The organism is Sulfitobacter maritimus (assembly GCF_013346665.1).
Taxonomy (GTDB): Bacteria; Pseudomonadota; Alphaproteobacteria; order Rhodobacterales; family Rhodobacteraceae; genus Sulfitobacter; species Sulfitobacter maritimus.
In genome coordinates this window covers 182,007-206,041 of sequence record NZ_JABVBB010000034.1, presented here as the reverse complement: position 1 = coordinate 206,041, position 24,035 = coordinate 182,007, and the positions used below count along the sequence as shown (strand labels likewise).

The following is a 24,035-nucleotide window of genomic DNA, read 5'->3' as shown; positions in this document are numbered from 1 at the left end:
ATGCCATTGCTGATCCCGCGCTGCGTGGTAAAGTGCTGAAAACACACAGGCCCCCAGCAGAACTCCATGACCGCACTCACTAAATATGCCCGGCTTGAAGCGACGGGCCTTTGGCGTCCCGGGCCGGATGCACAGCGCCGAGAGGTCATTGTCTCCATCGGTGACGCGACGCTGGTGATCAGCGATCTCAAGGATCAAGCGCTGACCCATTGGTCACTGGCCGCGATTGAGCGGGCCAACGCAGGACAGCGGCCTGCGCTATATCATCCCGATGGTGACGCAAGCGAAACGCTGGAACTGCCCGACAATGAAACCGAGATGATTGAGGCGATCGAAAAGCTGCGCCGCGCCATCAACCGCAGCCGCCCCCGACCGGGCCGCCTGCGCTGGCTTGGGGTGGTGGCCTCCGTTGCGGTGGTCGCGGCTTTGGCACTGTTCTGGATGCCCGGTGCGCTGCGCGATCACGCACTCAAAGTGGTGCCCGAGGTCAAACGTGTCTCGCTGGGGGTGGCGCTGCTCAATCGTTTGGAACGGGTCTCTGGCCCGGTCTGTGAGACGCCCACGGGCAGTGCCGCGTTGAACCGTCTTGCCAAACGGCTTGAGGTTGGGCGGCTCGCCGTGTTGCCAGACATGACCCGCGCCAGCCTACATTTGCCGGGCCGTCTGATCGTGCTTGACCGCGCTGTGTTGGAAGACCACGAAGAGCCGGATGTGGCAGCGGGCTATGTGCTGACCGAGGACGTCCTGCGGGCCGCGCATGACCCCTTGGGGGACCTGCTTGATACCGTGGGCCTGCGGGAAACCTTCCGCCTATTGACGACGGGCGACATCGCCCCAGAGGCGTTGAACACCTATGCCGAAATCTTGCTCACCCGCGACACGGTCAAGCCTCAGATCGACAGCCAACTGGCGCGCTTTGCCGAGGCCGAACTGCGCAGCACGCCCTATGCCTATGCCAAGGACATCACCGGAGAAAGCACCCTGCCGCTGATCGAGGCCGATCCCATGTCAGGCAAGCTCACCGCGCCGCTCTTGTCAGACGCCGACTGGCTGCGTTTGCAAAACATCTGCGGCGGTTAAGCCACAGGCCGCCCCATGCAAAAGGCCAGCCGCGATGCCGCGCGGCTGGCCTTTGAGTTACTTGTCCGCTTGCGGTCAGCGGCGCAGGTAAGCGTCGCCAAATCCCGCCCGGCGCAACCGGGTGACAGCCGCGTTTGTTGAGCCACCGGCAATCGGGCCGGCTTGTACGCTGTGATAGGTCTTGCCCCCGCGCGTCTGCTTGCCAATGCGCGCGGGCAAACCAAGACCTGCCACCTGACGCGCCGCCCGTTGGGCATTGGCCGGATTGCCAAAGACACCCACCTGAACATAGCCGCCACGGCCCGTTGTCTGCGCGGTCACCGGTTCGGCAGGGGTGCGGTTGGACCGGCTGGAATACACAACCTTGTTGCCCTTGGCGGGGCGTTCATCACGATGAAGCGGCGCGGCATTGCGGTAGCGCAGCACGCGTTTGACCACCTGCCCGTCACGATGCACGATCTTGACCTGCCCCAGTTTGCGCCGCTGCGTTTCGATATCTAGGTAAGGATAGACCAATGGCACTTTGGCGGTCACGTCCTCGCCCGTTGCGCGGTTGATCAGACGGCGCGGCACGGTCTGGGTCCATATCAGCAGCATGTCGGCGCGGCCATTCAAGGTCTGTTCGGCGCGGTGGGGGTTCAGACGGTCGTCCTCCCACACTTTGCGGTAGCCCTGCGGCACTTTCACATTGGTCGTGTTGATCCGGTTCAGCGCCACATGCTTCGGGACGATCCGGGTTTGTGCGCTGACTGCGCGGGGCGCAGGGCCACTGGGCAGCGGTGCGGCCACCACCGCTCTCGGCGTGGCACCGCGCAGGGGGGCTGCGTCATAGGACGGGGCTGCGGCTGCGCTGCGATAGGGCGTTGGCGCTTGGCCCCGAAGCGGTGCACCGGGGGCGCTGCGATGCGCCACGATGGCCTCGGCCTGAGGGCCGCAGCGCACCGCATAGCCGCTGCCGCCACGCATATAGTGCTGCGCCAGAGGCGACGCACCCGGACAGGCGCTGACATGCCCCATCGGCGCAGGGGCCGACAGCGTGACCTGCCGCACAGGAGCCACAGGCACAGGCGCAGGGGCGGGCTGATGGATAACAGCAGGGGCTGGCGCACGTTTCGGAGCGGGGGCCACGCGGCGCACGACCTTTTGCGGTGCCGGGCGGGCGACGGGCTGTTCCTTGACCCGCTTAGGTGCAGGCTTCACCTTGGCAGGCGCCTCTGCCACCGTGATCTTCTCGATCTTCTTCGCCGGTTTTTCTTCAGCCGCCGCGACCTGAACGCCATTCGTGGGCTGGAAGCCACAGACCTGCTTGCGCGCCCGGCTCATGCGCGGCACCCAAGAGACATTGCCATCGATCCCCGCCCGGATGAAAACACAGCCCGCGCTGTCGACATATTGCTTGCCCTTATAGGACGCCGACGGGAATTCCGCTGGCTGACTGCGGCTGTCTTGGGCCTGCACAGCGGTAGCGCCGAACGTCGCGGCAAACACCGCCATTGCAATAGTTCTGGTAAGTGTCATCTGTTGCCCCCACACGATCTGGTAGAAAACATGCCTCAGCGCGCGCCCTGAGTAAAGCGTGACGCGCGCTAAAACGCGGGAAAGGCGCGATTACTTGGTGCCGAACATCCGGTCACCGGCGTCGCCAAGGCCGGGGATGATATACCCTTTTTCGTTCAACGACTCGTCCAGCGCCGCCGTGACGATCGGCACATCCGGATGCGCGGCCTTCATCGTGGCCACCCCTTCGGGCGAGGCGAGCAGACACAGGAAGATGATATTGGTCGCCCCCGCCTCTTTCAGCAGATCAATCGCCGCGACCGAGGAATTGCCGGTGGCCAGCATCGGATCGACCGCGATGACCAAACGGTCCTCCATCGCCTCAGGCACTTTGAAGTAATACTGCACCGGTTGAAGCGTTTCTTCATCGCGGTAGAGCCCCACAAAGCCAACCCGCGCAGAGGGGATCAGTTCAAGCACCCCATCAAGCAAGCCATTGCCCGCCCGCAGGATCGAGATCAGCGCCAGTTTCTTGCCGTCCAGCGTAGGCGCGTCCATCTCCTGCATCGGGGTTTCAATGCGCATGGTCGTCATCGGCAGATTGCGCGTCACCTCATAGGCCAAAAGCTGGCTGATCTCGCGCAGCAACTGGCGGAACACGGCGGTCGAGGTGCCCTTGTCGCGCATGATGGTCAGCTTGTGCTGCACCAATGGGTGGTCGACGACGGTCAGATGTGGGGGTGTAGCGGTCATGCGGCAGGCTCCTTGATTTCCTTCGCTTCTAGCCGGAGAACCGCGCATCTCGCAAGCAAAGGCTGTCCTAGCGCGGCACCGTCACCCCTAAATGACGCGCCACCAGCGTGGCCACATCGGCAAAGCCGATCTGACCCAACTCTCCTGCCCCGTTGCCTGCGACGACCACTGGCACCCGCTCGCGCGTATGGTCGCTGCCCGCCCATGTGGGGTCATTGCCGTGATCGGCGGTCACCACTAGCATGTCGCCTTCGCGCATCGCGCCGATCACCTTGCCGATCTCAACGTCGAACCACTCCAGCGCACGCGCATAGCCCGACACGTCACGGCGGTGGCCAAAATTGCTGTCAAACTCCACGAAATTGGCGAAGGTCAGGCTGCCCTCTTCGGTCTCTGCCACCAGATCATGCAGATGGGTCATCAGCTTGGCATCCGGCCCTTTGCGCAGCTCATCGATGCCCTGCATCGAGAAAATATCACCGATCTTGCCCACCGCATAGACGCGGCCCCCGGCGTTCTGCACCCAATTGGTCAGAACCGGCTTGGGCGGCATGATCGCAAAATCGCGCCGGTTCGGGGTGCGCTCAAAGGCCCCCGCTTCGCCGATAAAGGGCCGTGCAATCACCCGGCCCACCTTCATCTCATGCAAACGCGGCGCGAGGTCTTCGCAAAGTTTCAGCAGACGGTCGAGACCAAAGACCTCCTCATGCGCCGCGATCTGAAAGACGCTGTCGGCGGAAGTGTAGCAGATCGGCCAGCCGCTTTCGCAATGTTCCGCGCCTAATGCCTCGATGACCGCGGTGCCGGAGGCATGGCAATTGCCCAAAATCCCCTCGGTCCCCGCCAGCCGCGCCACTTCCGCCGAAAGGTCCGCCGGAAACGCCGGGGTCTCGTCAGGGAAGTAATGCCAAGCCCAAGGCACCGGCAGACCCGCCAACTCCCAATGACCCGAAGGCGTGTCCTTGCCCTGCGACACTTCGGTCGCCGCTCCCCAACGGCCTTGGGGATCGGCCCCCAGCCCTGCAGCCTCAACACCGCTGGCCAGCTTCAACGCCGCGCCCAGCCCGAGCCGGTCAAGATTGGGCATGTGAAGCGGCCCGCTGCGCCCCTCTTCGGCCTGCCCCGCTGCACAGGCCTCAGCGATATGACCCAACGTATTTGCCCCCGTATCCGGCAGGGTGCCGTTAAAGAACGCGTCCGCATCCGGCGCGCCGCCGATGCCCACGCTATCCATCACCACCAGAAACGCACGTGCCATCAGCCGATCCTTTCCAAAATCAATTTCGGTTCCGCCACCGGCGCATCGCCCAAGCTGATCGCGGCCAAGATCGCCTCTGCCGCCGCATCCGCCGCTTCGCTGCGCGCCGCATGGACCATCGCCAACGGCTCCCCCTGTCTGACCCGCGCCCCAAGACGCACGACTTCGGACAAGCCCACCGCCGGATCAATCTGATCCGCTTCAACCACACGGCCCCCACCAAGGCCGACCACCGCCATGCCAAGCGCCGCACCATCAATGGCGCTGACCACCCCGTCGCGCGGCGCTTTCACGGCGCAGATCACCGGAGCTTCGGGCAAGAACCGCTGCCAATCGTCCGCAAACCCCACCGGTGCGCCCATCTCGGCCAGCATCCGCGCAAAACGCTCCAAGGCGCGGCCATCCCGCACAGCCCTTAAGATCGCCTCGGCCCCCGCCTGCGCATCCGCGGCCAGCCCACCGCTGGCCAACAAACCGCCGCCCAGCTCTGCAGTCACCTCCAAAATCGGCCCCGCCGCCGCCCCGGTCAGCACGCGCATCACCTCGGCCACCTCCAGCGCATTGCCGAGGCTCGGCACCAGCGGTTGGTTCATGTCACTGATCACCGCCGTGGTCGGACAGCCCGCCGAGGTCGCCGTGCTGCTCAGCGCCTGCGCCAAGGCCCGCGACTCATCCATATCCTTCATGAAGGCGCCGGAGCCGACCTTTACATCCAGCACCAGCCCATCCAGCCCGGCCGCGAGTTTCTTTGACAGGATCGACGCGGTGATCAGATCCAGCGAATCCACCGTCGAAGTCACATCGCGCACCGCATAAAGCCGCTTGTCCGCCGGGGCGATATCGCCGCTGGCACTGACGATGGCACAGCCCGCCGCCTGCACAACCGCGCGAAACTGCGCCTCTTCCAACTGCGTCGTCACACCGGGGATCGCTTCGAGCTTGTCCAGCGTCCCGCCGGTATGGCCCAGACCCCGCCCCGAGATCATCGGCACGTAAGCGCCGCAGGCCGCCAGCGCCGGGGCAAGGATCAGCGACACGCAATCGCCGACACCGCCGGTGGAATGTTTATCCAGCACCGGCCCGTCCAGATCCCACTGCAGCACCCGCCCCGAATCGCGCATTGCCAGCGTCAGCGCCACGCGCCCGGCATCGTCCAACCCATTCAGGCAGATGCCCATGGCAAAAGCCCCGGCCTGCGCGTCGCTCACCCCGCCCTCCGCCAGCGCCTGCGCCATCCACGTCAGCGCTTCGGCATCCAAGGGCTGCCCATGCCGCAACCGAGCTAAAATATCCCGCGCGCTCACCGCCTAGCCCTTCATATGGGCGGCGCCAAAGGCTCCGGGCAGCAAATCGCCCAAGGTCATCTGCTGCTCTTCGCCCCCGGTGGTCGCCATAACGACGGTCACGGCACCGCCGCCGAACTCCGCCAGCTTCTGCCGACAGCCACCACAGGGCGTCACCGGCAGCTCACTGCCTGCGACCACATAGACCTCGGCAATCTCACGCTCGCCTGCTGCCACCATCGCGGCAATCGCGCCGGCTTCGGCGCAGGTGCCCTGCGGATAGGCGATGTTCTCGACATTGCAGCCGCTGAACACCGCGCCCGAGACCGTGCGGATCGCCGCACCTACCTTGAATTCCGAATAGGGCGCATGGGCGTTCTCACGCACCTTCACCGCCGCTTCGCGCAAATCACTCATCATACTCTCCGTTTTTCCGAACTATAGAAAATTGCCCCGCCCTATGCGATGCAAAACGACGCCCTGCTTATTTTGGCGATAATTACCTTCGGGGGATGCCTGCTCGTACCCTTGCTAAAAGGCACTTTGCCCCGGCGCAGAAAATAGTTTAACGCTAAACCATTATTCGGGAGAAGCACAAACGATGACCGACGCCCCCAATCTTCGCCAAGCCGCATTGGACTATCACGAACACCCCCGACCGGGGAAACTTGAGGTGCGGGCCACCAAACCTCTGGCCAATGGCCGCGATCTGGCGCGGGCCTATTCACCGGGCGTGGCAGAGGCTTGTATCGAAATCCAGAAGGACCCCGCCAGCGCCGCCCGCTACACCTCGCGTGGCAATCTGGTAGCAGTCGTCACCAATGGCACCGCGGTTCTGGGGCTGGGCAATATCGGCGCACTGGCCTCCAAACCGGTGATGGAAGGCAAGGCCGTGCTCTTCAAGAAGTTCGCCAATATTGACTGCTTCGACATCGAGCTTGACCAAGCCGACCCCGAAAAACTGGCCGAGATCGTCTGCGCGATGGAGCCGAGCTTTGGCGCGGTGAACCTCGAAGACATCAAAGCGCCCGATTGTTTCACCGTTGAACGCATCTGCCGGGAACGGATGAACATCCCCGTTTTCCACGACGACCAGCATGGCACCGCCATTGTCGTAGGCGCTGCGGCCAAGAACGCGCTGCATGTCGCAGGCAAGCGCTTCGAGGATATCAAGATCGTCTCGACAGGCGGCGGTGCTGCGGGCATTGCCTGCCTTAACATGCTGCTGAAGCTCGGCGTGAAGCGCGAAAACGTTTGGCTGTGCGACATCAACGGGCTGGTCTACGAGGGCCGCACCGAAGACATGAACCCGATCAAAGCCGAATATGCGCAGATATCTGACCTGCGCACGCTCGACGATGTGATCGACGGGGCGGATATGTTCCTCGGCCTCTCCGGCCCCGGCGTTCTGACCCCTGCGATGGTCGAAAAAATGGCCAGCCGCCCGATCATCTTTGCGCTCGCCAACCCCACCCCGGAAATCCTGCCGGACGTTGCCCGCGAAGTCGCCCCTGACGCGATCATCGCCACTGGCCGCAGCGATTTTCCCAACCAAGTCAACAACGTACTTTGCTTCCCCTTCATCTTCCGCGGCGCGCTGGACGTGGGTGCCACCACGATCAACGACGAGATGAAGATCGCCTGTATCGACGGCATCGCCGCGCTTGCCCGCGCCACCACCAGCGCCGAAGCGGCGGCGGCCTACCAAGGCGAGCAACTCACCTTTGGCGCCGATTACCTGATCCCCAAACCCTTCGATCCGCGTCTCATTGGCGTGGTATCCTCTGCCGTGGCCAAAGCGGCGATGGAGACCGGCGTGGCCGCACGGCCCATTGACGACCTCGACGCCTATAAGCGCAAACTCGACGGCTCGGTCTTTAAATCCGCGCTGATCATGCGCCCGGTGTTTGAATCCGCCCGCCTCTCTCCGCGCCGTTTGGTCTTTGCCGAGGGCGAGGACGAGCGGGTGCTGCGCGCGGCCCAAGCAATCATCGAAGAAACCGTCGAGCGCCCGATCCTCATCGGTCGCCCAGAGGTCATCGAACGGCGCATCGAAAAGGCGGGCCTTAACCTGCAACTGGGTCAGAACGTCGATCTGGTGAACCCTGAAAACGACCCGCGCTACCGCGATTATTGGGAGACCTATCACAGCCTGATGTGCCGCCGTGGCGTTAGCCCCGACATCGCCCGCGCCATCATGCGCACCAACACCACCGCCATCGGCGCGGTCATGGTGCATCGCGGCGAGGCCGACAGCTTGATCTGTGGCACTTTTGGGGAGTTCGGCTTGCATCTGAACTACGTCAATCAAGTGCTGGGCCGCGACGGGCTGCGCCCGCATGGTGCGCTGTCGATGATGATCTTGGAGGATGGGCCGCTCTTTATCGCGGATACCCAAGTGAACCTGCACCCCACCCCCGAACAGATCGCGGAGATCGCCATCGGGGCCGCCCGTCACGTGCGGCGTTTTGGGATCGAGCCGAAGGTGGCGCTCTGTTCGCAAAGCCAGTTTGGCAACCAGGGCGAAGGCTCCGGCAAACGCCTGCGTGCGGCGTTGCAAATCCTCGACGCGGGGAACCATGATTTCGTCTATGAGGGCGAAATGAACATCGACACCGCGCTTGATGCCGATCTGCGTGCGCGACTGTTGCCCTGCAACCGGATGGAGGGCGCAGCCAATGTGCTGGTCTTTGCCCATGCGGATGCGGCGTCGGGCGTGCGCAACATTCTCAAGATGAAAGGCGGCGGGCTGGAGGTTGGCCCGATCCTGATGGGCATGGGCAACCGGGCGCATATCGTGTCGCCCTCCATCACGGCACGAGGGCTGCTGAACGTGGGCGCCATCGCCGGCACCCCGGTCGCGCATTACGGCTAAACGCAAAGCGCCGCCCCTTGTATTTCAGGGGCGGCGCGGCTCGGTCGAGGCCGATCCTACTTGCGCGGTGTTGCGGGTTTAATATCCGCCACCGAAGCGGGCGCCTTGGACGCGGGCTTTGCCGTGGCCTTGGCTTGCTTTTTCTTATTGCCGATCTTGTCACCCATGGGTGGACCCTTTGCATATGAGCGGCGCGCGCACCCTGCCGCGCCTGACCTCATCATTGCAAAAACCCGGCCCGAAACTGATCTGTTTTCGACGTTGATGTCGGAAACAGCGCAGCCCCCCGAAGGGCGGCGCAAAGCCGCTCAGAACCGCCAGTTAAACGCGCGGCTCACGCCGAAGCGCATGGTCCATTGGTCGTCGGACCCGGCCTGCGTGATTGGGCTGTCGGCGGCATCGTTCAGCAGATGCTCATAGGCCACGGCCCCTTCAAGCGCCCAAGCCTCGTCCAAACGGTAAGTTGCCTCAATCTCTACCCCCGCGCCGAGCAGACCGCCCTCGGCCTCATAGGCGGCAAAGGTCGGCGTGGCGGTATCGACCCCGAAATAGGTATCCGCGAATCTGTCATTGCCGAGGCTGAAACGCGGGCCTGCGGTGATGGTCCAGCGTTCATCCGGGCGGAAGATCAGATCAGCACCGATGTCGCCCGTCACCCCTTCATGACCACCAAAACCGCGACGGACCTTGCCGAAAACCTGCCAGTTCACCTCGCGGTAGACCACGCCAAAGCCCAGTTCAACGGCGGCGTCGATATCCTCAAGCCCCGCCAGTTCGGGATGATCCGAGGCATCACGCTCGCCCAGATAGCGGAATGAGCCGGTCAGGCCAAAGCCGGTCTTGGGCGCGTTTCCGATGCCGGTGCCAATCTTGCGCCCGCCCCATTCCAGCGACCCGAAGGTAAAGCCAAGATCCGGCGTCGCCTGGTAGCTGCTGGCACCGGGATACTCCGGTCCCACGCCCACGCCGCCGCGCAAGGCAAAGTTGAACGACCGCTCTTGGGCCACAGCAGGCAGCGCGGCAAGGGTGGAAAGACAGGCAACAAAGGGAATGGCAAAACGCATCGAGCGGCTCCTGAGCTTGGGTTTTGAGGCTAACTAGCACGTTTGCGGCCAAGGAACAGGTCTGCCTGCCCTTGCCGTTCCCGCGCCTTCGCGCCACTTTGGGCCACCACGCCCGGCTTGCAGCAGCCCCAAGCCGCGCGTAACAAAAGGCAGGAGGACATCACCATGGGATACCGCGAGACCTACGACCGCTGGAAAGACGACCCAGAAGCCTATTGGCTAGAGCAAGCCAAGGCCATTGACTGGGACCTCGCGCCCAAAAAGGCGCTGTTTGACCGGGGCGATGATATCTATGAATGGTTCGCCGATGCCCGTGTGAACACCTGCTACAACGCCGTGGACCGCCATGTGGAGCAGGGCAACGGCAAGCGCGTCGCGGTCATCTATGACAGCCCGATCACCGGCAAGAAATCGACCCTGACCTATAGCGAATTGCAGGCCCAAGTCGCCGCACTTGCCGGAGCGCTCAAGGCGCAGGGCGTGGAAAAGGGCGACCGGGTGGTGATCTATATGCCCATGGTCCCCGAAGCGCTTCAGGCGATGCTGGCCTGTGCGCGTATCGGCGCGATTCACTCCGTGGTCTTTGGCGGCTTTGCCTCCAGCGAATTGGCTGTGCGCATCGACGATTGCAAACCCAAAGCGATCATCGCAGCCTCTTGCGGGTTGGAGCCGGGGCGTGTGGTGGAATATAAACCGCTGCTGGATGGCGCGATCGAACAGGCCGAGCATAAGCCCGAGGTCTGCATTATCTTCCAACGCGGGCAGTGCCCCTGCGAGTTGATCCGGGGTCGCGACATTGACTGGTACGCCGCCCAAGACGGCGTGCGCCCCGCGCCTTGCGAACCGGTTGAGGGCAACCATCCGGCCTATATCCTCTATACCTCTGGCACCACCGGTGCGCCCAAGGGCGTGGTGCGCCCCACCGCGGGGCATCTGGTGGCGCTGAACTGGACGATGAAGAACATCTATAACGTGGAGCCGGGCGAGGTTTTTTGGGCCGCGTCAGATGTGGGCTGGGTCGTGGGCCACAGCTACATCTGCTACGCGCCGCTGATCGCTGGGAACACCACTGTGGTGTTCGAGGGCAAGCCCGTCGGCACGCCTGATGCCGGCACTTTCTGGCGGGTGATCGAAGAGCACAATGTTGCCAGTTTCTTTACCGCCCCCACCGCGATCCGCGCCGTGAAACGCGAGGACCCGGACGGCGAGGAGATCAAGAAATACGACCTGTCGAGTCTCCGCGCCCTCTACCTCGCGGGCGAGCGGGCCGACCCCGATACCGTTGAATGGGCGCAGGACAAACTGGGCAAGCCGGTCTACGACCATTGGTGGCAGACGGAAACAGGCTACACTATCGTCGGCAACCCTGCAGGGCTCGAAGCGCTGCCGGTCAAGGTCGGCTCGCCTTCGGTGCCGATGCCGGGCTACGACGTGCAAATCCTCGATGAAAGCGGCCAGCCCCAGCCCCCGGGCGAATTGGGCGCGATTGCCATCAAGCTCCCCCTGCCCCCCGGCACCCTGCCCGGCCTGTGGAACGCCGAAGAGCGCTTCCGCAAATCCTACCTCACTACCTTCCCCGGCTATTACGAGACCGGCGATGCGGGCATGATCGACGAAGACGGTTATGTCTGGATCATGGCGCGGACCGATGACGTGATCAACGTCGCAGGCCACCGCCTGTCGACCGGCGCGATGGAAGAGGCGCTGGCGGGCCACCCCGATGTGGCCGAATGTGCCGTGGTCGGCGTCAGCGATGCGTTGAAAGGACAGATGCCGGTCGGTTTCCTCTGCCTGACCAAAGGCGTGGACCGGCCCGAGGCTGAGATTGTCGAGGAATGTGTCACCCGCGTGCGCGACCAGATCGGCCCGGTGGCGGCCTTCAAACAGGCGGTGGTCGTTGACCGCCTGCCCAAGACCCGCTCAGGCAAAATTTTACGGGCGACAATGGTAAAGATTGCCGATGGGGAGGACTTCAAACCGCCCGCAACCATCGATGATCCGGCGATCTTGGACGAAATCCACGACGCGCTGGCCCGCATCGGCTACCCGAAGGGCTAAGCCGTCAACATAGGTCGCGCTTGCCCCCGGCGGCGCGGCCCCTACCCTTAGCGGGCGCGCCGTCGGCATCTTCGGCGCCCGGTGGCGTTTTTTGAATTGCAGGCTGCGGCCAAAATATGCGAAGCGCCCCCGCAATGCACCATCTCGGCGCAGACCATGACGACAGGTTCGGCGGGCGCGGCCCAGAAAGGTTTGACAGTGCAGACACCCTATTATCTGATCGACAAATCCCGGTTGCAAACCAACATGGAAAAGATCGCCCGGCTCCGCGCGCTTTCCGGTGCGCGTTGCCTGCTGGCGCTGAAATGTTTCGCGACATGGTCGGTCTTTGATTTCATGTCCGAGTATATGGACGGCTCGACCTCCTCTTCGCTTTACGAGGTGCGGCTGGGGGCCGAGAAATTCCCCGGTGAGACTCACGCCTATTCCGTGGCCTATGCCGAAGATGAGATCGACGAAGTCCTGAGCCATGCTGACAAGATCATCTTTAACTCTATCGGCCAGCTCAACAGGTTCGATGCGCAGTCCCAAGGCCACATTCGCGGCTTGCGCGTGAACCCGGGCGTCTCGACCTCGGACTTCGACCTCGCCGACCCTGCGCGGCCCTTTAGCCGATTGGGCGAACATGACCCGGCAGAGATCGACGCTGTCGCGGACCGCATCACTGGCCTGATGTTCCACAACAACTGCGAGAACGACAGTTTCGAGCGTTTCGATGAGATGCTCACCCTGATCGAAGACCGCTTTGGCGCGGTGCTCGACAAAATGCAGTGGATCAGCCTCGGCGGCGGCATCCATTTCACCGGCGAAGACTACCCGCTCGACCGCCTCGCCCTGCGCCTGAAATCCTTTGCCGAAGCCTTTGGCGTGCAGGTCTATCTTGAACCGGGCGAAGCCGCGATCACCGGAGCCGCGACGCTGGAAGTCACCGTGCTCGACACGATGTTCAACGGCAAGAACCTCGCCATCGTAGACAGTTCCATCGAAGCGCATATGCTCGACCTGCTGATCTACCGCGAACCGGCCAAGATCGCCCCCGACGCGGGCGACCACGAATGGATGATTTGCGGCAAATCCTGCCTTGCGGGCGATATCTTTGGCGAGTTCCGCTTTGACGCGCCGCTGAAAGCCGGTGACCGGCTCTCGTTCCAAGACGCCGCTGGCTACACGATGGTCAAGAAAAACTGGTTCAACGGCGTCAAGATGCCCAGCATCGCCATCCGCGAGTTGGACGGAACCACCCGAATGGTGCGCGATTTCGACTATGACGATTTCGCCGCCGCCCTGTCGTGACATTGAGAGAGGTACCCTACATGAAACGCAATGTTCTTATCATCGGCGCGGGCGGCGTCGCACAGGTTGTGGCGCATAAATGCGCACAGAATAACGATAAATTGGGCGACCTGCATATCGCGAGCCGCACGGTCTCCAAATGTGAGGCGATCATCGCCAGCGTGCATGAGAAAAACGCGATGAAACAGGACGGCCTGTTCAAAGCACACGAGGTCGACGGCATGGACACCGCCGCCGTCGCCGCGCTCATCAAAGACACCGGCTGCCAGATCGTCATCAACGTCGGCTCCCCCTTCGTAAACATGACCGTGCTCGAAGCCTGCATCCAGACCGGTGCCGCCTATATCGACACCGCGATTCACGAAGACCCCCGCAAAATCTGCGAGACCCCGCCGTGGTATGGCAACTACGAATGGAAGCGCCGCGAGGCCTGCGCCGAAGCCGGCGTGACCGCGATCTTGGGCGCTGGCTTCGATCCCGGCATGGTCAACGCCTTCGCCCGTTTCGCCATTGATGAATTCATGGACGAAGTGAAATCCATCGACATCGTCGACATCAACGCAGGCGATCACGGCAAGTATTTCTCGACCAACTTCGACCCCGAAATCAACTTCCGCGAATTCACCGGCACCGTTTACAGCTGGCAGGAAGGCGAGTGGAAAGAGAACAAGATGTTCGAAGTAGGTCGCGAATGGGACCTGCCCGTCGTCGGCAAGCAAAAGGCCTATATGTCGGGCCATGACGAGGTGCATTCGCTGGCCGCCAACTACCCGCAGGCCGATGTGCGCTTCTGGATGGGCTTTGGCGATCACTACATTAACGTTTTCACCGTTTTGCAGAACCTCGGGCTGCTGTCCGAACAGCCGGTAACCACTGCCGAAGGGCTGGAAGTTGTGCCGCTGAAGGTCGTGAAAGCCGTATTGCCCGACCCCTCCAGCCTTGCCCCGAACTACACCGGCAAGACCTGCATTGGCGATCTGGTCAAAGGTGTGAAGGACGGCGAAGAGGTTGAGGTTTTCGTTTATAACGTGGCCGATCACAAAGACGCCTATAACGAGGTCGGCTCTCAGGGCATTTCCTACACCGCAGGCGTGCCGCCCGTGGCCTTTGCCCTGCTGATCGCAGAGGGCACCTATGACACCGGCACTATGGTTAATGTCGAAGAACTGGACCCCAAGCCGCTCTTCTCCTTGCTGGATAACATCGGCCTGCCGACCCGCGTGAAGGACGACAAGGGCGATCGGGAATGGCACCGGGCCTAAGGTTCAACCAGCCTGCTCAAAGACAAAAGGCGCCCTTTCGGGGCGCCTTTTTCAATTCGCGATCTCGCCGCTACTCAGTATTTAGAAGCAAATTCATCGACTTGACGCTCGGCCTCATCCTTTTCGATTCCATAGCGCTCCTGAACTTTGCCAACCAGTTTTTCGCGGTTGCCGCGGGTCTCTGTGATTTCGTCGTCCGTCAGATCGCCCCACTGCGCTTTTGCCGCGCCGGTCATCTGCTTCCAATTGCCTTCGATACGATCCCAGTTCATAGCTCGTCACCTTTCATTGGCTGTTTGAAGCGTACATGCCGCTTTCAAAGAGATAACGCGAAGGGGGAGTCTGGGGTTCCTACCCTAAGGGGAAACGGCGGAAAGGTGCTGCCCCCCCTTCTCCGCAGGCGGGCAGCGCCGCCTCGCCCCCTCCTTGAGCGGCGCTTCGCCCCGCCGCTCGGCACGACCCTCACCGCAAATAACCGATTTAGTTAAATTGCTCTGAAATCAGCCGCTCTTCCAATCCATGGCCGGGATCAAACAATATCCGATGCGTGATCTTGGGGTTCGAAGTCACCTCCACCCGCGCCACATTCCGGTGCGACTTGCCATCCGCATCCGCCATGACGGGCCGTTTATCCACTTCTAGCACGTCAAACCGCACCGTCGCCCCTTTAGGCAGCAACGCCCCCCGCCAGCGCCGGGGCCGGAACGCCGCAATCGGGGTCAGCGCCAAGACATCCGCCCCAATCGGCAGGATCGGCCCATGGGCGGAGTAGTTATAGGCGGTCGATCCCGCAGGCGTGGCCACGAGCGCCCCGTCGCAGACCAGCTCCTCCATCCGCTGCCGCCCATCAATCGTGATCCGCAGCTTCGCCGCCTGCGGCCCCGCCCGCAGCAATGACACCTCATTGATCGCCAGCGCCCTTGACGTGCGCCCATCAAGGTGGGTGGCCTGCATCACCAGCGGGTTAATGACCGCCTCTTCCGCTGCGGCCAGCCGCTCTTGCAACTCGCCCTCGTGGTATTCGTTCATCAAGAACCCGATGGTCCCTCGGTTCATCCCATAGACCGGCACGTCAAGCTCTTGGGTGTCATGCAGCGTATGCAGCATAAAGCCGTCCCCGCCCAGCGCGACGATCACCTCCGCTTGGCTCAGCGGCACATCCCCATAGCGCCCGATCAAAGCGGCGCGTGCGGTCTGGGCGACGCTGGCACGGCTGGCGACAAAAGCGATTTTCTGCGTCATGTGGGTGATCTATCCGGGAGCAAAGTTTCCGATGGTCGGCATTTGCAGCCAAAACAATCACATTATTCCGCATACCACCAGCGTTGCCGCACATATCTTGCACATGGTCGGTTTCCAGCCTTCACCTTTTGCAAAGTTTCCGATAGGCAACACGCGCAACCTGCCCCCAATGAGGAACCCCAGATGTCCGATTTCTTCACCAGATCCCTTGCTGACTCCGACCCCGCCATCGCCGCCTCCATCCGCGACGAACTGGGCCGCCAGCGCGATGAGATCGAACTGATCGCCAGCGAGAACATTGTCTCCACTGCGGTGCTCGAAGCGCAGGGCAGCATCATGACCAACAAATACGCCGAAGGCTATCCGGGTCGGCGCTACTATGGCGGTTGCGAGCATGTCGACGTGGCCGAAAACCTCGCGATTGAACGGGCCTGCAAGCTGTTCGACTGCCAATTTGCCAACGTCCAGCCGAACTCCGGCAGCCAAGCGAACCAAGGCGTCTTCACCGCGCTCCTGCAACCGGGCGACACCATTCTGGGCATGAGCCTTGATGCCGGTGGCCACCTGACCCACGGCGCCAAGCCGAACCAGTCCGGCAAATGGTTCAACGCCGTACAATATGGTGTGCGCAAGCAAGACAACCTGCTGGACTACGATCAGGTTGCCGAACTGGCCGCCGAGCATCAGCCCAAAATGATCATCGCCGGTGGTTCTGCCATCCCGCGCCAGATCGACTTTGCCAAAATGCGCGAGATTGCCGACAGCGTGGGTGCCTATCTGTTGGTCGACATGGCGCATTTCGCGGGTCTCGTGGCCGCGGGCGAGCATCCCTCGCCCTTCCCGCATGCCCATGTCGCGACGACCACCACCCACAAAACCCTGCGCGGCCCGCGCGGCGGCATGATCCTGACCAATGACGCGGCGCTGTCGAAAAAGATTAACTCCGCCATTTTCCCCGGCATTCAGGGCGGCCCCTTGATGCATGTGATCGCAGCCAAAGCCGTGGCCTTTGGCGAGGCGCTGGATCCGTCGTTCAAAGACTACGCCAAACAGGTCATCGCCAATGCGCAGGCGCTGTCGGATCAGTTGATCAAAGGCGGGCTCGACACCGTGACCCACGGCACCGACACCCATGTGGTGCTGGTGGACCTGCGCCCCAAAGGTGTCAAAGGCAACGACACGGAAAAGGCGCTGGGCCGGGCACATATCACCTGCAACAAGAACGGCGTGCCGTTTGATCCTGAAAAGCCCATGGTGACCTCCGGCATCCGTCTGGGCTCCCCCGCTGGCACCACTCGCGGCTTTGGTGAGGCCGAGTTCCGCCAGATCGCGGATTGGATCATCGAAGTGGTCGATGGTCTGGCCGCCAATGGCGCCGATGGCAATGCCGAGGTTGAGGCCAAGGTCGCGGCTGAGGTTGAGGCGCTTTGCGCAGGTTTCCCGATGTACCCGAAGCTGTAAAGCAAACGGAGCGATACCCAGCGCGCAGGGTATCGCCCTCCCTGGCGGGCGTTCTGACGTCCGCTGGCTGCCAGATGCCTCCCTAAATCGCTCACCGCGCGGGGCTACCCGAACGCTGCACAAATGCGCTTTGGGGGGGGGAAGGGCGATGGTCGGCGCGTCACTGGGTGATACGGAAGAAAGCCGGGCAGCGCCCGACCGCGGGTGGGCATCGAAACAACCGTTCCAACCCCTTTATTTCTCAACCATGATGTGCGCCGAGTATGATTTGCCCGGTAGCAAAAGCGCCCGCCCAGGGGGCGGTCGGGCGCTGCCCGGCGGCGCGGGGCGCCTTGATTCCGGGCGACCAGCGCAGGTCACCCCCTTGCCGATCCCCCACCACCGCGCCACATTCTCCCCCAAAGGAGAACCCATATGATCGTCCACCCCGCAAACAGCCGCCCCAGTGAAGCCGGCCCCGAAGACTACTTCACCGGCGCCGTCAAAATGACCCCGCTGATCTCTGCCCCCGCCCCGGCCCGCCTGCGCGGCGTTAGCGTCACCTTTCAGCCCGGTGCGCGCACCGCCTGGCACGTCCACCCCTTGGGCCAAACGCTCATCGTCACCCAAGGCACCGGGCGCGCTCAGACCGAAGGCGGCCCGATTCAGATCCTCAACGAAGGCGATGTCGTCTGGTTCGACGCGGGCGAGAAACACTGGCACGGTGCCGCGCCCGACAGCGCTATGACCCACATCGCTCTGCAAGAAGCGGAAGTCGGCGGTGCCGTCGAATGGTTGGAAAAAGTCTCAGACGAAGACTACGACCCAGCCTAAGCCAATCCGCGCGGCTCAGACGTAGCCGCGCCACCACAGCCAAAGCACAAAGGCGGTGAAGATCACGATCAGGTTAAACGCCACCGTCGCGGCAATATCCAACAACCGTCCGCGACGGCGATAGCCCACGTCGACCCCGCGCAGAAAGGCACTCACCCGCTCGAACGCCTCCCAGACCGGCGCCGCGTCCAACTGCCGTGCGATATGCGGGTTGCCAACCACCCGCTCGGTCCGGCTCAACAAGGCCCCATCGGCCCGCAGCTTGCGCGGCAAAGACCGCCCCGCACGCATAAAAGCCTGCCGAAGGTCATGCGATTTAACGCCCAGCTTTTCCTTAAACTGGGGGCGCAGAGCTTCGGCACGCGCGGTGAATTCATTGGCATCAATCATGGCGCGCATCTAATCGCTCTGGCCCCCGGCCTGCAATGGCCGTAATTTGTCCCCATGCTGAATTATACCGAATATGGCGAAGCCGCCGACACCCCACCCCTGCTCATCGTCCACGGCCTCTATGGGTCGGGCCGCAACTGGGGCGTGATTGCCAAACGGCTCTCTGACAGCCGCCGCACCGTGACGGTCGACATGCGCAACCACGGCAACAGCCCGCATCACGACAGCCACAGCTACGCGGACCTTGCCCAAGACCTCGCGGAGCTGATCGAACACCTCGGTGGCCCGGTCGACATCTGCGGCCACTCCATGGGCGGCAAAGCGGTGATGATGCTCGCCCTCACCCGCCCCGACCTGCTGCGCCGCGTCGTGGTCGCTGACATTGCCCCCGTTACCTATGGCCACACGCAGCAAATGTTCATCGACGCCATGCGCGACGTCGACCTTGCCCGCGTCGAGCGCCGCTCGGATGCCGAAGCGCAACTGGCCGAAGCCGGGGTCGACCGCGCCTTGCAAAGCTTCTTCACCCAGTCGCTCGACATCCCCGGCAAACGCTGGCGTCTCAACCTCGACGCGTTAGAGGCCGAGATGCCCCAGATCATCGGCTGGCCCGAGGATGTCTCCGGCCAATTCGACGGCCCGACGCTGTTCCTATCAGGCGGCGCATCCGACTATGTCCGCCCCGAACACCGCGCTCCAATCAAAGCGCTCTTCCCCCAAGCCCGCTTCGCTAAAATCCCCGACGCGGGCCATTGGCTCCATGCCGAAAAGCCCCGCGAGTTCGAAGCCGCCCTGCGTGTCTTTCTTAACGCCGACCTGCCGCAAGACCCTGCTTGAATTGACCAAAACCGCTTTTTCGGGTAGGGTATAGCGGCAAACATCTGTCTTGCGCTTCTGGTTGAATACAGGAGGACGGCATGTGGAAGGGACTGCTTGACCAAATGCTCAACGGCATGATGGTGCGTGACCGTCTGCTGGTGCGCTTCCCCGATGGGGACAGTCGCCATTACGGCCCGGATATTGGCGAAACCGTGCAAATCGCCATCAATGACCCCGCCACCCTGCGTGCCCTCTGTCTGAACCCCGAACTGGCTCTGGGCGAAGCCTTTATGGACGGCACGCTGGTGCTGATCGACACCCGTCTTGACGATCTGCTACGTGTGCTGCTGCGCAACCGCGCTGCGGGCGATATGCCCGCCTGGGTCGTCTCGTCGGATCGCTTTCGCTACCACCTGCGCCGCATCATCCAACGCAACGGCCCACAGCGGGCGCGGGCCAATGTAGCCCATCACTATGACCTGTCGGACGAGCTTTACCGTCTCTTCCTCGACACCGACATGCAATATTCCTGCGCGTATTTCCCCGACCCCAATATGTCGCTCGAAGCCGCGCAGGAGGCCAAGAAAGCCCATATCGCCGCGAAACTCTGCCTAGAGCCGGGCCAGCATGTGCTCGACATCGGCTGCGGCTGGGGTGGGCTCGCGCTGACACTGGCGCGCGACCATGGGGTGCGGGTCACGGGAATCACCCTGTCGGAAAACCAACTGCGCACCGCCTCCACCCGCGCTGAGGCCGAAGGGCTGTCGGACCGTGTGCAATTTCACCTTGAGGATTACCGCGACACCCAAGGTATCTTTGACCGCATCGTCAGCGTTGGCATGTTGGAGCACGTCGGCCTGCCCAACTTTGACACCTATTTCACCCGGCTGCACGATCTGCTGACGCCTGATGGCATCGCGCTGATCCACGCCATTGGCCGCAGCGCGCCGCCCATGCCGCATAGCGCATGGCTGAACAAATACATCTTCCCCGGCGGCTATGTCCCCTCTCTGTCAGAGATCGCTGGCCCGATGGAGCGGGCGGGACTGTGGCAATGCGACATTGAAATCTGGCGTTTGCACTATGCCCGCACCCTGCGCCATTGGCGCAAACGCTTTGAATCCAATAGCGACAAGCTGCGCGAAATGTATGACGAGCGCTTCATCGCCATGTTCCAATACTATTTCGCAATCTGCATCGCCGCTTTTGAGCATCAGGCGCAGGCGGTCTATCAATTCCAACTCTCCCGCAAACGCGATTCGGTGCCGCTGACGCGTGACTACCTCTACAGCCACCCCGCCGCGCAAACCGCATCGCGTGCTACAATCGGCTGACCTGCGCCAAACCCCTTTTTCCCAAGGCGCAGCGCCATTCCCCCTTGCAGCCCCTGTCGCCATCCCTATAAGGCAGGACAATTTGCAAAATTAGGGGGCCGCCATGCCAAAACGCACCGACATCCAGTCGATCATGATCATTGGTGCGGGGCCGATTGTTATCGGACAAGCCTGCGAGTTCGACTATTCCGGCGCCCAAGCCTGTAAAGCGCTGAAAGAGGAAGGCTACCGCGTCATCCTCGTCAACTCCAACCCCGCCACGATCATGACCGACCCCGGCCTTGCCGATGCCACCTATATCGAGCCGATCACGCCCGAGATCGTCGCCAAGATCATCGAAAAAGAACGCCCCGACGCGCTGCTGCCCACCATGGGCGGCCAGACCGGGCTGAACACATCGCTCGCGCTCGAAGAGATGGGCGTGCTTGAGAAATTCGGCGTCGAAATGATCGGCGCCAAGCGCGAAGCCATTGAGATGGCCGAAGACCGCAAGCTCTTCCGCGAGGCGATGGACCGTCTGGGCATCGAAAACCCCAAGGCCACCATCGTCACCGCCCCCACTCGCGACGACGGTAAGAAAGACCTCGCCGCTGGCGTGAACCTCGCGCTCGAAGCACTGGAATACGTGGGCCTGCCCGCGATCATCCGCCCCGCCTTCACCATGGGCGGCACCGGCGGCGGCGTGGCCTATAACCGTGAGGACTACGAATTCTACTGCCGCTCCGGCATGGACGCCTCGCCGATGGGCCAAATCCTCGTCGACGAGTCGCTGCTGGGCTGGAAAGAATACGAAATGGAAGTGGTGCGCGACACTGCTGACAACGCGATCATCGTCTGCTCGATTGAGAACATCGACCCGATGGGTGTCCACACCGGCGACAGCATCACCGTGGCCCCGGCCCTGACGCTCACGGACAAAGAATACCAGATCATGCGCAACCACTCCATCGCCGTGCTGCGCGAAATCGGGGTGGAGACCGGCGGTTCCAACGTGCAATGGGCCGTGAACCCCGCCGATGGCCGCATGGTCGTGATCGAAATGAACCCACGTGTCTCCCGCTCCTCGGCGCTGGCCTCCAAAGCCACCGGCTTCCCCATCGCCAAGATCGCGGCAAAGCTCGCCGTGGGCTTCACGCTGGACGAGCTCGACAATGACATCACCGGCGTCACACCGGCCTCCTTTGAGCCGTCCATCGACTATGTCGTCACCAAAATCCCGAAATTCGCCTTTGAAAAATTCCCCGGCGCGGAGCCGAACCTCACCACCGCGATGAAATCCGTCGGCGAAGCCATGGCGATTGGCCGCACCATCCACGAGAGCCTGCAAAAAGCCCTCGCCTCGATGGAATCGGGCCTCACCGGCTTTGACGAAGTCACCATTCCCGGTTTCGACACCGACCTGCCCGATGACGCGCCCGCCAATATGGCTGCGCTCATCAAAGCCGTCTCGGCCCCCACCCCGGACCGGATGCGCACCATTGCTCAAGCTATGCGCCACGGCATGAACGACGACGATCTGCACGCGCACACCATGTTTGACCCGTGGTTCCTCGCCCGTATTCGCGAGATCATCGAGGCCGAAGAAGGCGTGCGCGAAAGCGGTCTGCCAACCGATGCCGACACCTTCCGCGAGTTGAAGATGATGGGCTTCACCGACGCCCGCCTCGCCACGCTGACCGACCAGCGCGAGGCTGCCGTCCGCGACGCCCGCCTCGCCCTCGGCGTCAAAGCCGTGTTCAAACGCATCGACACCTGCGCCGCCGAATTCGAAGCGCAAACGCCCTACATGTACTCCACCTATGAGACCCCGCTCATGGGCGAAGCCGAATGCGAAGCGCGGCCTTCGGACCGCAAGAAGGTCGTCATCCTCGGCGGTGGCCCGAACCGCATCGGCCAAGGCATTGAGTTCGACTATTGCTGCTGTCACGCCTGCTACGCGCTGACCGACGCGGGCTATGAGACCATCATGGTCAACTGCAACCCCGAGACGGTATCGACCGACTATGACACCTCAGACCGCCTCTATTTCGAGCCGCTGACCTTTGAGCACGTCATGGAAATCCTGCGTGTTGAGCAGGAAAACGGCACGCTGCACGGCGTCATCGTCCAATTCGGCGGCCAGACCCCGCTGAAGCTTGCCAACGGTCTGCAAGAAGCGGGCATCCCGATCCTCGGCACCACGCCCGACATGATCGACCTCGCCGAAGACCGCGAGCGTTTCCAACAGCTTGTGCTGAACCTCGGCCTCAAGCAGCCCCGCAACGGCATCGCCCATTCCGACGCCGAAGCGATGGAGATTGCCAAGGACATCGGCTTCCCGCTGGTCATCCGCCCCTCCTACGTTCTAGGCGGCCGCGCGATGGAGATCGTCCGCGACCAAGCCAGCCTTGAGCGCTACATCACCAACGCCGTGGTCGTCTCAGGCGATAGCCCGGTGCTGCTTGACAGCTACCTTTCCGGCGCGGTCGAGCTCGACGTCGACGCCCTCTGCGACGGTGAAAACGTCCATGTCGCCGGCATCATGCAGCACATTGAAGAGGCTGGCGTCCACTCCGGCGACAGCGCCTGCTCGCTGCCGCCCTACTCCCTCCCCCGCGAAATCATTGCAGAGGTCGAAGAGCAGACCCGCGCATTGGCAAAAGCGCTCAACGTCGTGGGCCTGATGAACATTCAGTTCGCGGTCAAAGACGGCGAGATCTACCTCATCGAAGTCAACCCCCGCGCCTCGCGCACCGTGCCCTTCGTGGCCAAAGCGACGGACTCTGCCATCGCCTCCATCGCCGCGCGGATCATGGCCGGAGAACCGCTCACCAACTTCCCGCTGCGCGCCCCCTACGACGCCTCCGCCGCCTACGAAGACATCCTGCCACTGGGCGACCCAATGACCCTCGCGGACCCAAATATGCCGTGGTTCTCGGTCAAAGAGGCCGTGCTGCCCTTCGCCCGTTTCCCCGGCGTCGACACGCTTCTGGGGCCAGAAATGCGCTCCACCGGCGAGGTCATGGGCTGGGACCGCGACTTCCCGCGTGCCTTCCTCAAGGCGCAAATGGGCGCAGGCACAATACTGCCGCGCAAGGGCTGTGCCTTCCTCTCGATCAAAGACGCCGACAAGGGTGCCATGATGCTGGAGGCCGCAGAAATCCTGCTGGCCCAAGGCTTCACCCTCATCGGCACCCGCGGCACCGCACAGTGGCTCACCGAAAACGGCCATGCTTGCGAGGTGGTCAACAAGGTCTACGAAGGCCGCCCGGACATCACCGACCTGATGAAAAACGGCGATGTGCATCTGGTGATGAACACCACCGAAGGCGCGCAGGCGGTTGAAGACAGCAAGTCGATCCGCTCCATCGCGCTCTACGACAAGATCCCATACTTCACCACCGCCGCAGGTGCCCATGCCGCTGCTCTGGCGATCAAGGCGCAGGCTGAGGATGAGATCGGGGTTAAGGCCTTGCAGGGGTGAGAAGCGATCCCGCCTTTGGCGGGCAGACTGTCCAGTGTACAGTCTGAGCTTCGAACGGGCGGAGCCCCGGGGGGCAGCCCCGCGCCTTTG

20 protein-coding genes are annotated in these 24,035 nt (G+C 62.6%); 10 read left to right on the top strand and 10 right to left on the bottom strand.

What is annotated here, in order from left to right:
* Nucleotides 1-66: 66 nt before the first annotated feature.
* Nucleotides 67-1,080: a hypothetical protein gene (locus tag HTT03_RS11095; RefSeq protein WP_174859844.1), complete on the top strand. Its 1,014-nt coding sequence runs from the start codon at nt 67-69 to the stop codon at nt 1,078-1,080.
* A gap of 75 nt (nt 1,081-1,155) precedes the next feature.
* Here the strand turns inward: HTT03_RS11095 and HTT03_RS11090 are convergent, their stop codons facing one another.
* The 5 genes from HTT03_RS11090 to HTT03_RS11070 all read right to left on the bottom strand — a co-directional run bounded on the left by HTT03_RS11090 (nt 1,156) and on the right by HTT03_RS11070 (nt 6,288).
* On the bottom strand, nt 1,156-2,598 hold the full coding sequence (locus tag HTT03_RS11090) for an SPOR domain-containing protein (RefSeq protein WP_174859843.1): 1,443 nt from the start codon (nt 2,596-2,598) through the stop codon (nt 1,156-1,158).
* Nucleotides 2,599-2,688: 90 nt separating this feature from the next.
* Complete coding sequence (gene upp / locus HTT03_RS11085) at nt 2,689-3,330, bottom strand: uracil phosphoribosyltransferase (protein WP_174859842.1); 642 nt, start codon at nt 3,328-3,330, stop codon at nt 2,689-2,691.
* Between the two features lie 67 nt (nt 3,331-3,397).
* Nucleotides 3,398-4,588 carry a phosphopentomutase gene (locus HTT03_RS11080; RefSeq protein WP_174859841.1) on the bottom strand — a complete coding sequence of 397 codons (1,191 nt, stop codon included), beginning with the start codon at nt 4,586-4,588 and terminating at the stop codon, nt 3,398-3,400.
* Complete coding sequence (locus tag HTT03_RS11075) at nt 4,588-5,892, bottom strand: thymidine phosphorylase (protein WP_174859840.1); 1,305 nt, start codon at nt 5,890-5,892, stop codon at nt 4,588-4,590. Before HTT03_RS11075 ends, HTT03_RS11080 begins: the two co-directional genes overlap by 1 nt.
* Nucleotides 5,893-5,895: 3 nt before the next feature.
* Nucleotides 5,896-6,288 carry a cytidine deaminase gene (locus tag HTT03_RS11070; RefSeq protein WP_174859839.1) on the bottom strand — a complete coding sequence of 131 codons (393 nt, stop codon included), beginning with the start codon at nt 6,286-6,288 and terminating at the stop codon, nt 5,896-5,898.
* A 184-nt stretch (nt 6,289-6,472) separates the two neighbouring features.
* Between HTT03_RS11070 and HTT03_RS11065 the strand changes: the two genes are divergently transcribed.
* A complete protein-coding gene (locus HTT03_RS11065; protein WP_174859838.1) occupies nt 6,473-8,746 on the top strand; it encodes an NADP-dependent malic enzyme in 2,274 nt (757 codons plus the stop codon).
* A 56-nt stretch (nt 8,747-8,802) separates the two neighbouring features.
* On the opposite strand, the gene HTT03_RS11060 is transcribed toward HTT03_RS11065, so the two are convergent.
* Both HTT03_RS11060 and HTT03_RS11055 read right to left on the bottom strand, forming a co-directional pair.
* Nucleotides 8,803-8,913: a malic enzyme gene (locus tag HTT03_RS11060; protein WP_174859837.1), complete on the bottom strand. Its 111-nt coding sequence runs from the start codon at nt 8,911-8,913 to the stop codon at nt 8,803-8,805.
* 141 nt (nt 8,914-9,054) lie between these two features.
* Entirely contained in the window at nt 9,055-9,810 is a 756-nt protein-coding gene (locus HTT03_RS11055; RefSeq protein WP_174859836.1) for a MipA/OmpV family protein, read from the bottom strand.
* Nucleotides 9,811-9,975: 165 nt separating this feature from the next.
* On the opposite strand from HTT03_RS11055, the gene HTT03_RS11050 reads away from it, so the two are divergent.
* The 3 genes from HTT03_RS11050 to HTT03_RS11040 all read left to right on the top strand — a co-directional run bounded on the left by HTT03_RS11050 (nt 9,976) and on the right by HTT03_RS11040 (nt 14,423).
* Entirely contained in the window at nt 9,976-11,868 is a 1,893-nt protein-coding gene (locus HTT03_RS11050) for a propionyl-CoA synthetase (RefSeq protein ID WP_174859835.1), read from the top strand.
* Nucleotides 11,869-12,066: 198 nt separating this feature from the next.
* Nucleotides 12,067-13,161 (top strand): type III PLP-dependent enzyme domain-containing protein, encoded by a 1,095-nt coding sequence (locus HTT03_RS11045; protein ID WP_174860331.1) that lies wholly within the window; start codon nt 12,067-12,069, stop codon nt 13,159-13,161.
* A gap of 20 nt (nt 13,162-13,181) precedes the next feature.
* Nucleotides 13,182-14,423, top strand: coding sequence for a saccharopine dehydrogenase family protein (locus tag HTT03_RS11040; protein WP_174859834.1), 1,242 nt, complete (start codon nt 13,182-13,184; stop codon nt 14,421-14,423).
* A 74-nt stretch (nt 14,424-14,497) separates the two neighbouring features.
* Here HTT03_RS11040 and HTT03_RS11035 read toward each other — a convergent pair whose 3' ends face one another.
* Nucleotides 14,498-14,695: a CsbD family protein gene (locus tag HTT03_RS11035; RefSeq protein ID WP_174859833.1), complete on the bottom strand. Its 198-nt coding sequence runs from the start codon at nt 14,693-14,695 to the stop codon at nt 14,498-14,500.
* 208 nt (nt 14,696-14,903) lie between these two features.
* Nucleotides 14,904-15,665: an NAD kinase gene (locus HTT03_RS11030; RefSeq protein WP_174859832.1), complete on the bottom strand. Its 762-nt coding sequence runs from the start codon at nt 15,663-15,665 to the stop codon at nt 14,904-14,906.
* A 183-nt stretch (nt 15,666-15,848) separates the two neighbouring features.
* On the opposite strand from HTT03_RS11030, the gene glyA reads away from it, so the two are divergent.
* Together glyA and HTT03_RS11020 are read left to right on the top strand one after the other, a co-directional pair.
* A complete protein-coding gene (gene glyA, locus HTT03_RS11025; RefSeq protein WP_174859831.1) occupies nt 15,849-17,126 on the top strand; it encodes a serine hydroxymethyltransferase in 1,278 nt (425 codons plus the stop codon).
* A gap of 414 nt (nt 17,127-17,540) precedes the next feature.
* Nucleotides 17,541-17,939 (top strand): (R)-mandelonitrile lyase, encoded by a 399-nt coding sequence (locus HTT03_RS11020; RefSeq protein WP_174859830.1) that lies wholly within the window; start codon nt 17,541-17,543, stop codon nt 17,937-17,939.
* Between the two features lie 15 nt (nt 17,940-17,954).
* Here the strand turns inward: HTT03_RS11020 and HTT03_RS11015 are convergent, their stop codons facing one another.
* A complete protein-coding gene (locus tag HTT03_RS11015; RefSeq protein WP_174859829.1) occupies nt 17,955-18,329 on the bottom strand; it encodes a hypothetical protein in 375 nt (124 codons plus the stop codon).
* A gap of 54 nt (nt 18,330-18,383) precedes the next feature.
* Between HTT03_RS11015 and HTT03_RS11010 the strand changes: the two genes are divergently transcribed.
* From HTT03_RS11010 to carB, 3 genes are all read left to right on the top strand, one after another.
* The gene (locus tag HTT03_RS11010; protein ID WP_174859828.1) at nt 18,384-19,166 is read left to right on the top strand and encodes an alpha/beta fold hydrolase; all 783 of its coding nucleotides are present in this window, start codon (nt 18,384-18,386) and stop codon (nt 19,164-19,166) included.
* Between the two features lie 80 nt (nt 19,167-19,246).
* Nucleotides 19,247-20,482, top strand: a complete 1,236-nt coding sequence (locus HTT03_RS11005) for an SAM-dependent methyltransferase (protein WP_174859827.1) — start codon at nt 19,247-19,249, stop codon at nt 20,480-20,482.
* Between the two features lie 103 nt (nt 20,483-20,585).
* Nucleotides 20,586-23,945, top strand: coding sequence for a carbamoyl-phosphate synthase large subunit (gene carB, locus HTT03_RS11000; RefSeq protein WP_174859826.1), 3,360 nt, complete (start codon nt 20,586-20,588; stop codon nt 23,943-23,945).
* Nucleotides 23,946-24,035 lie beyond the last annotated feature (90 nt).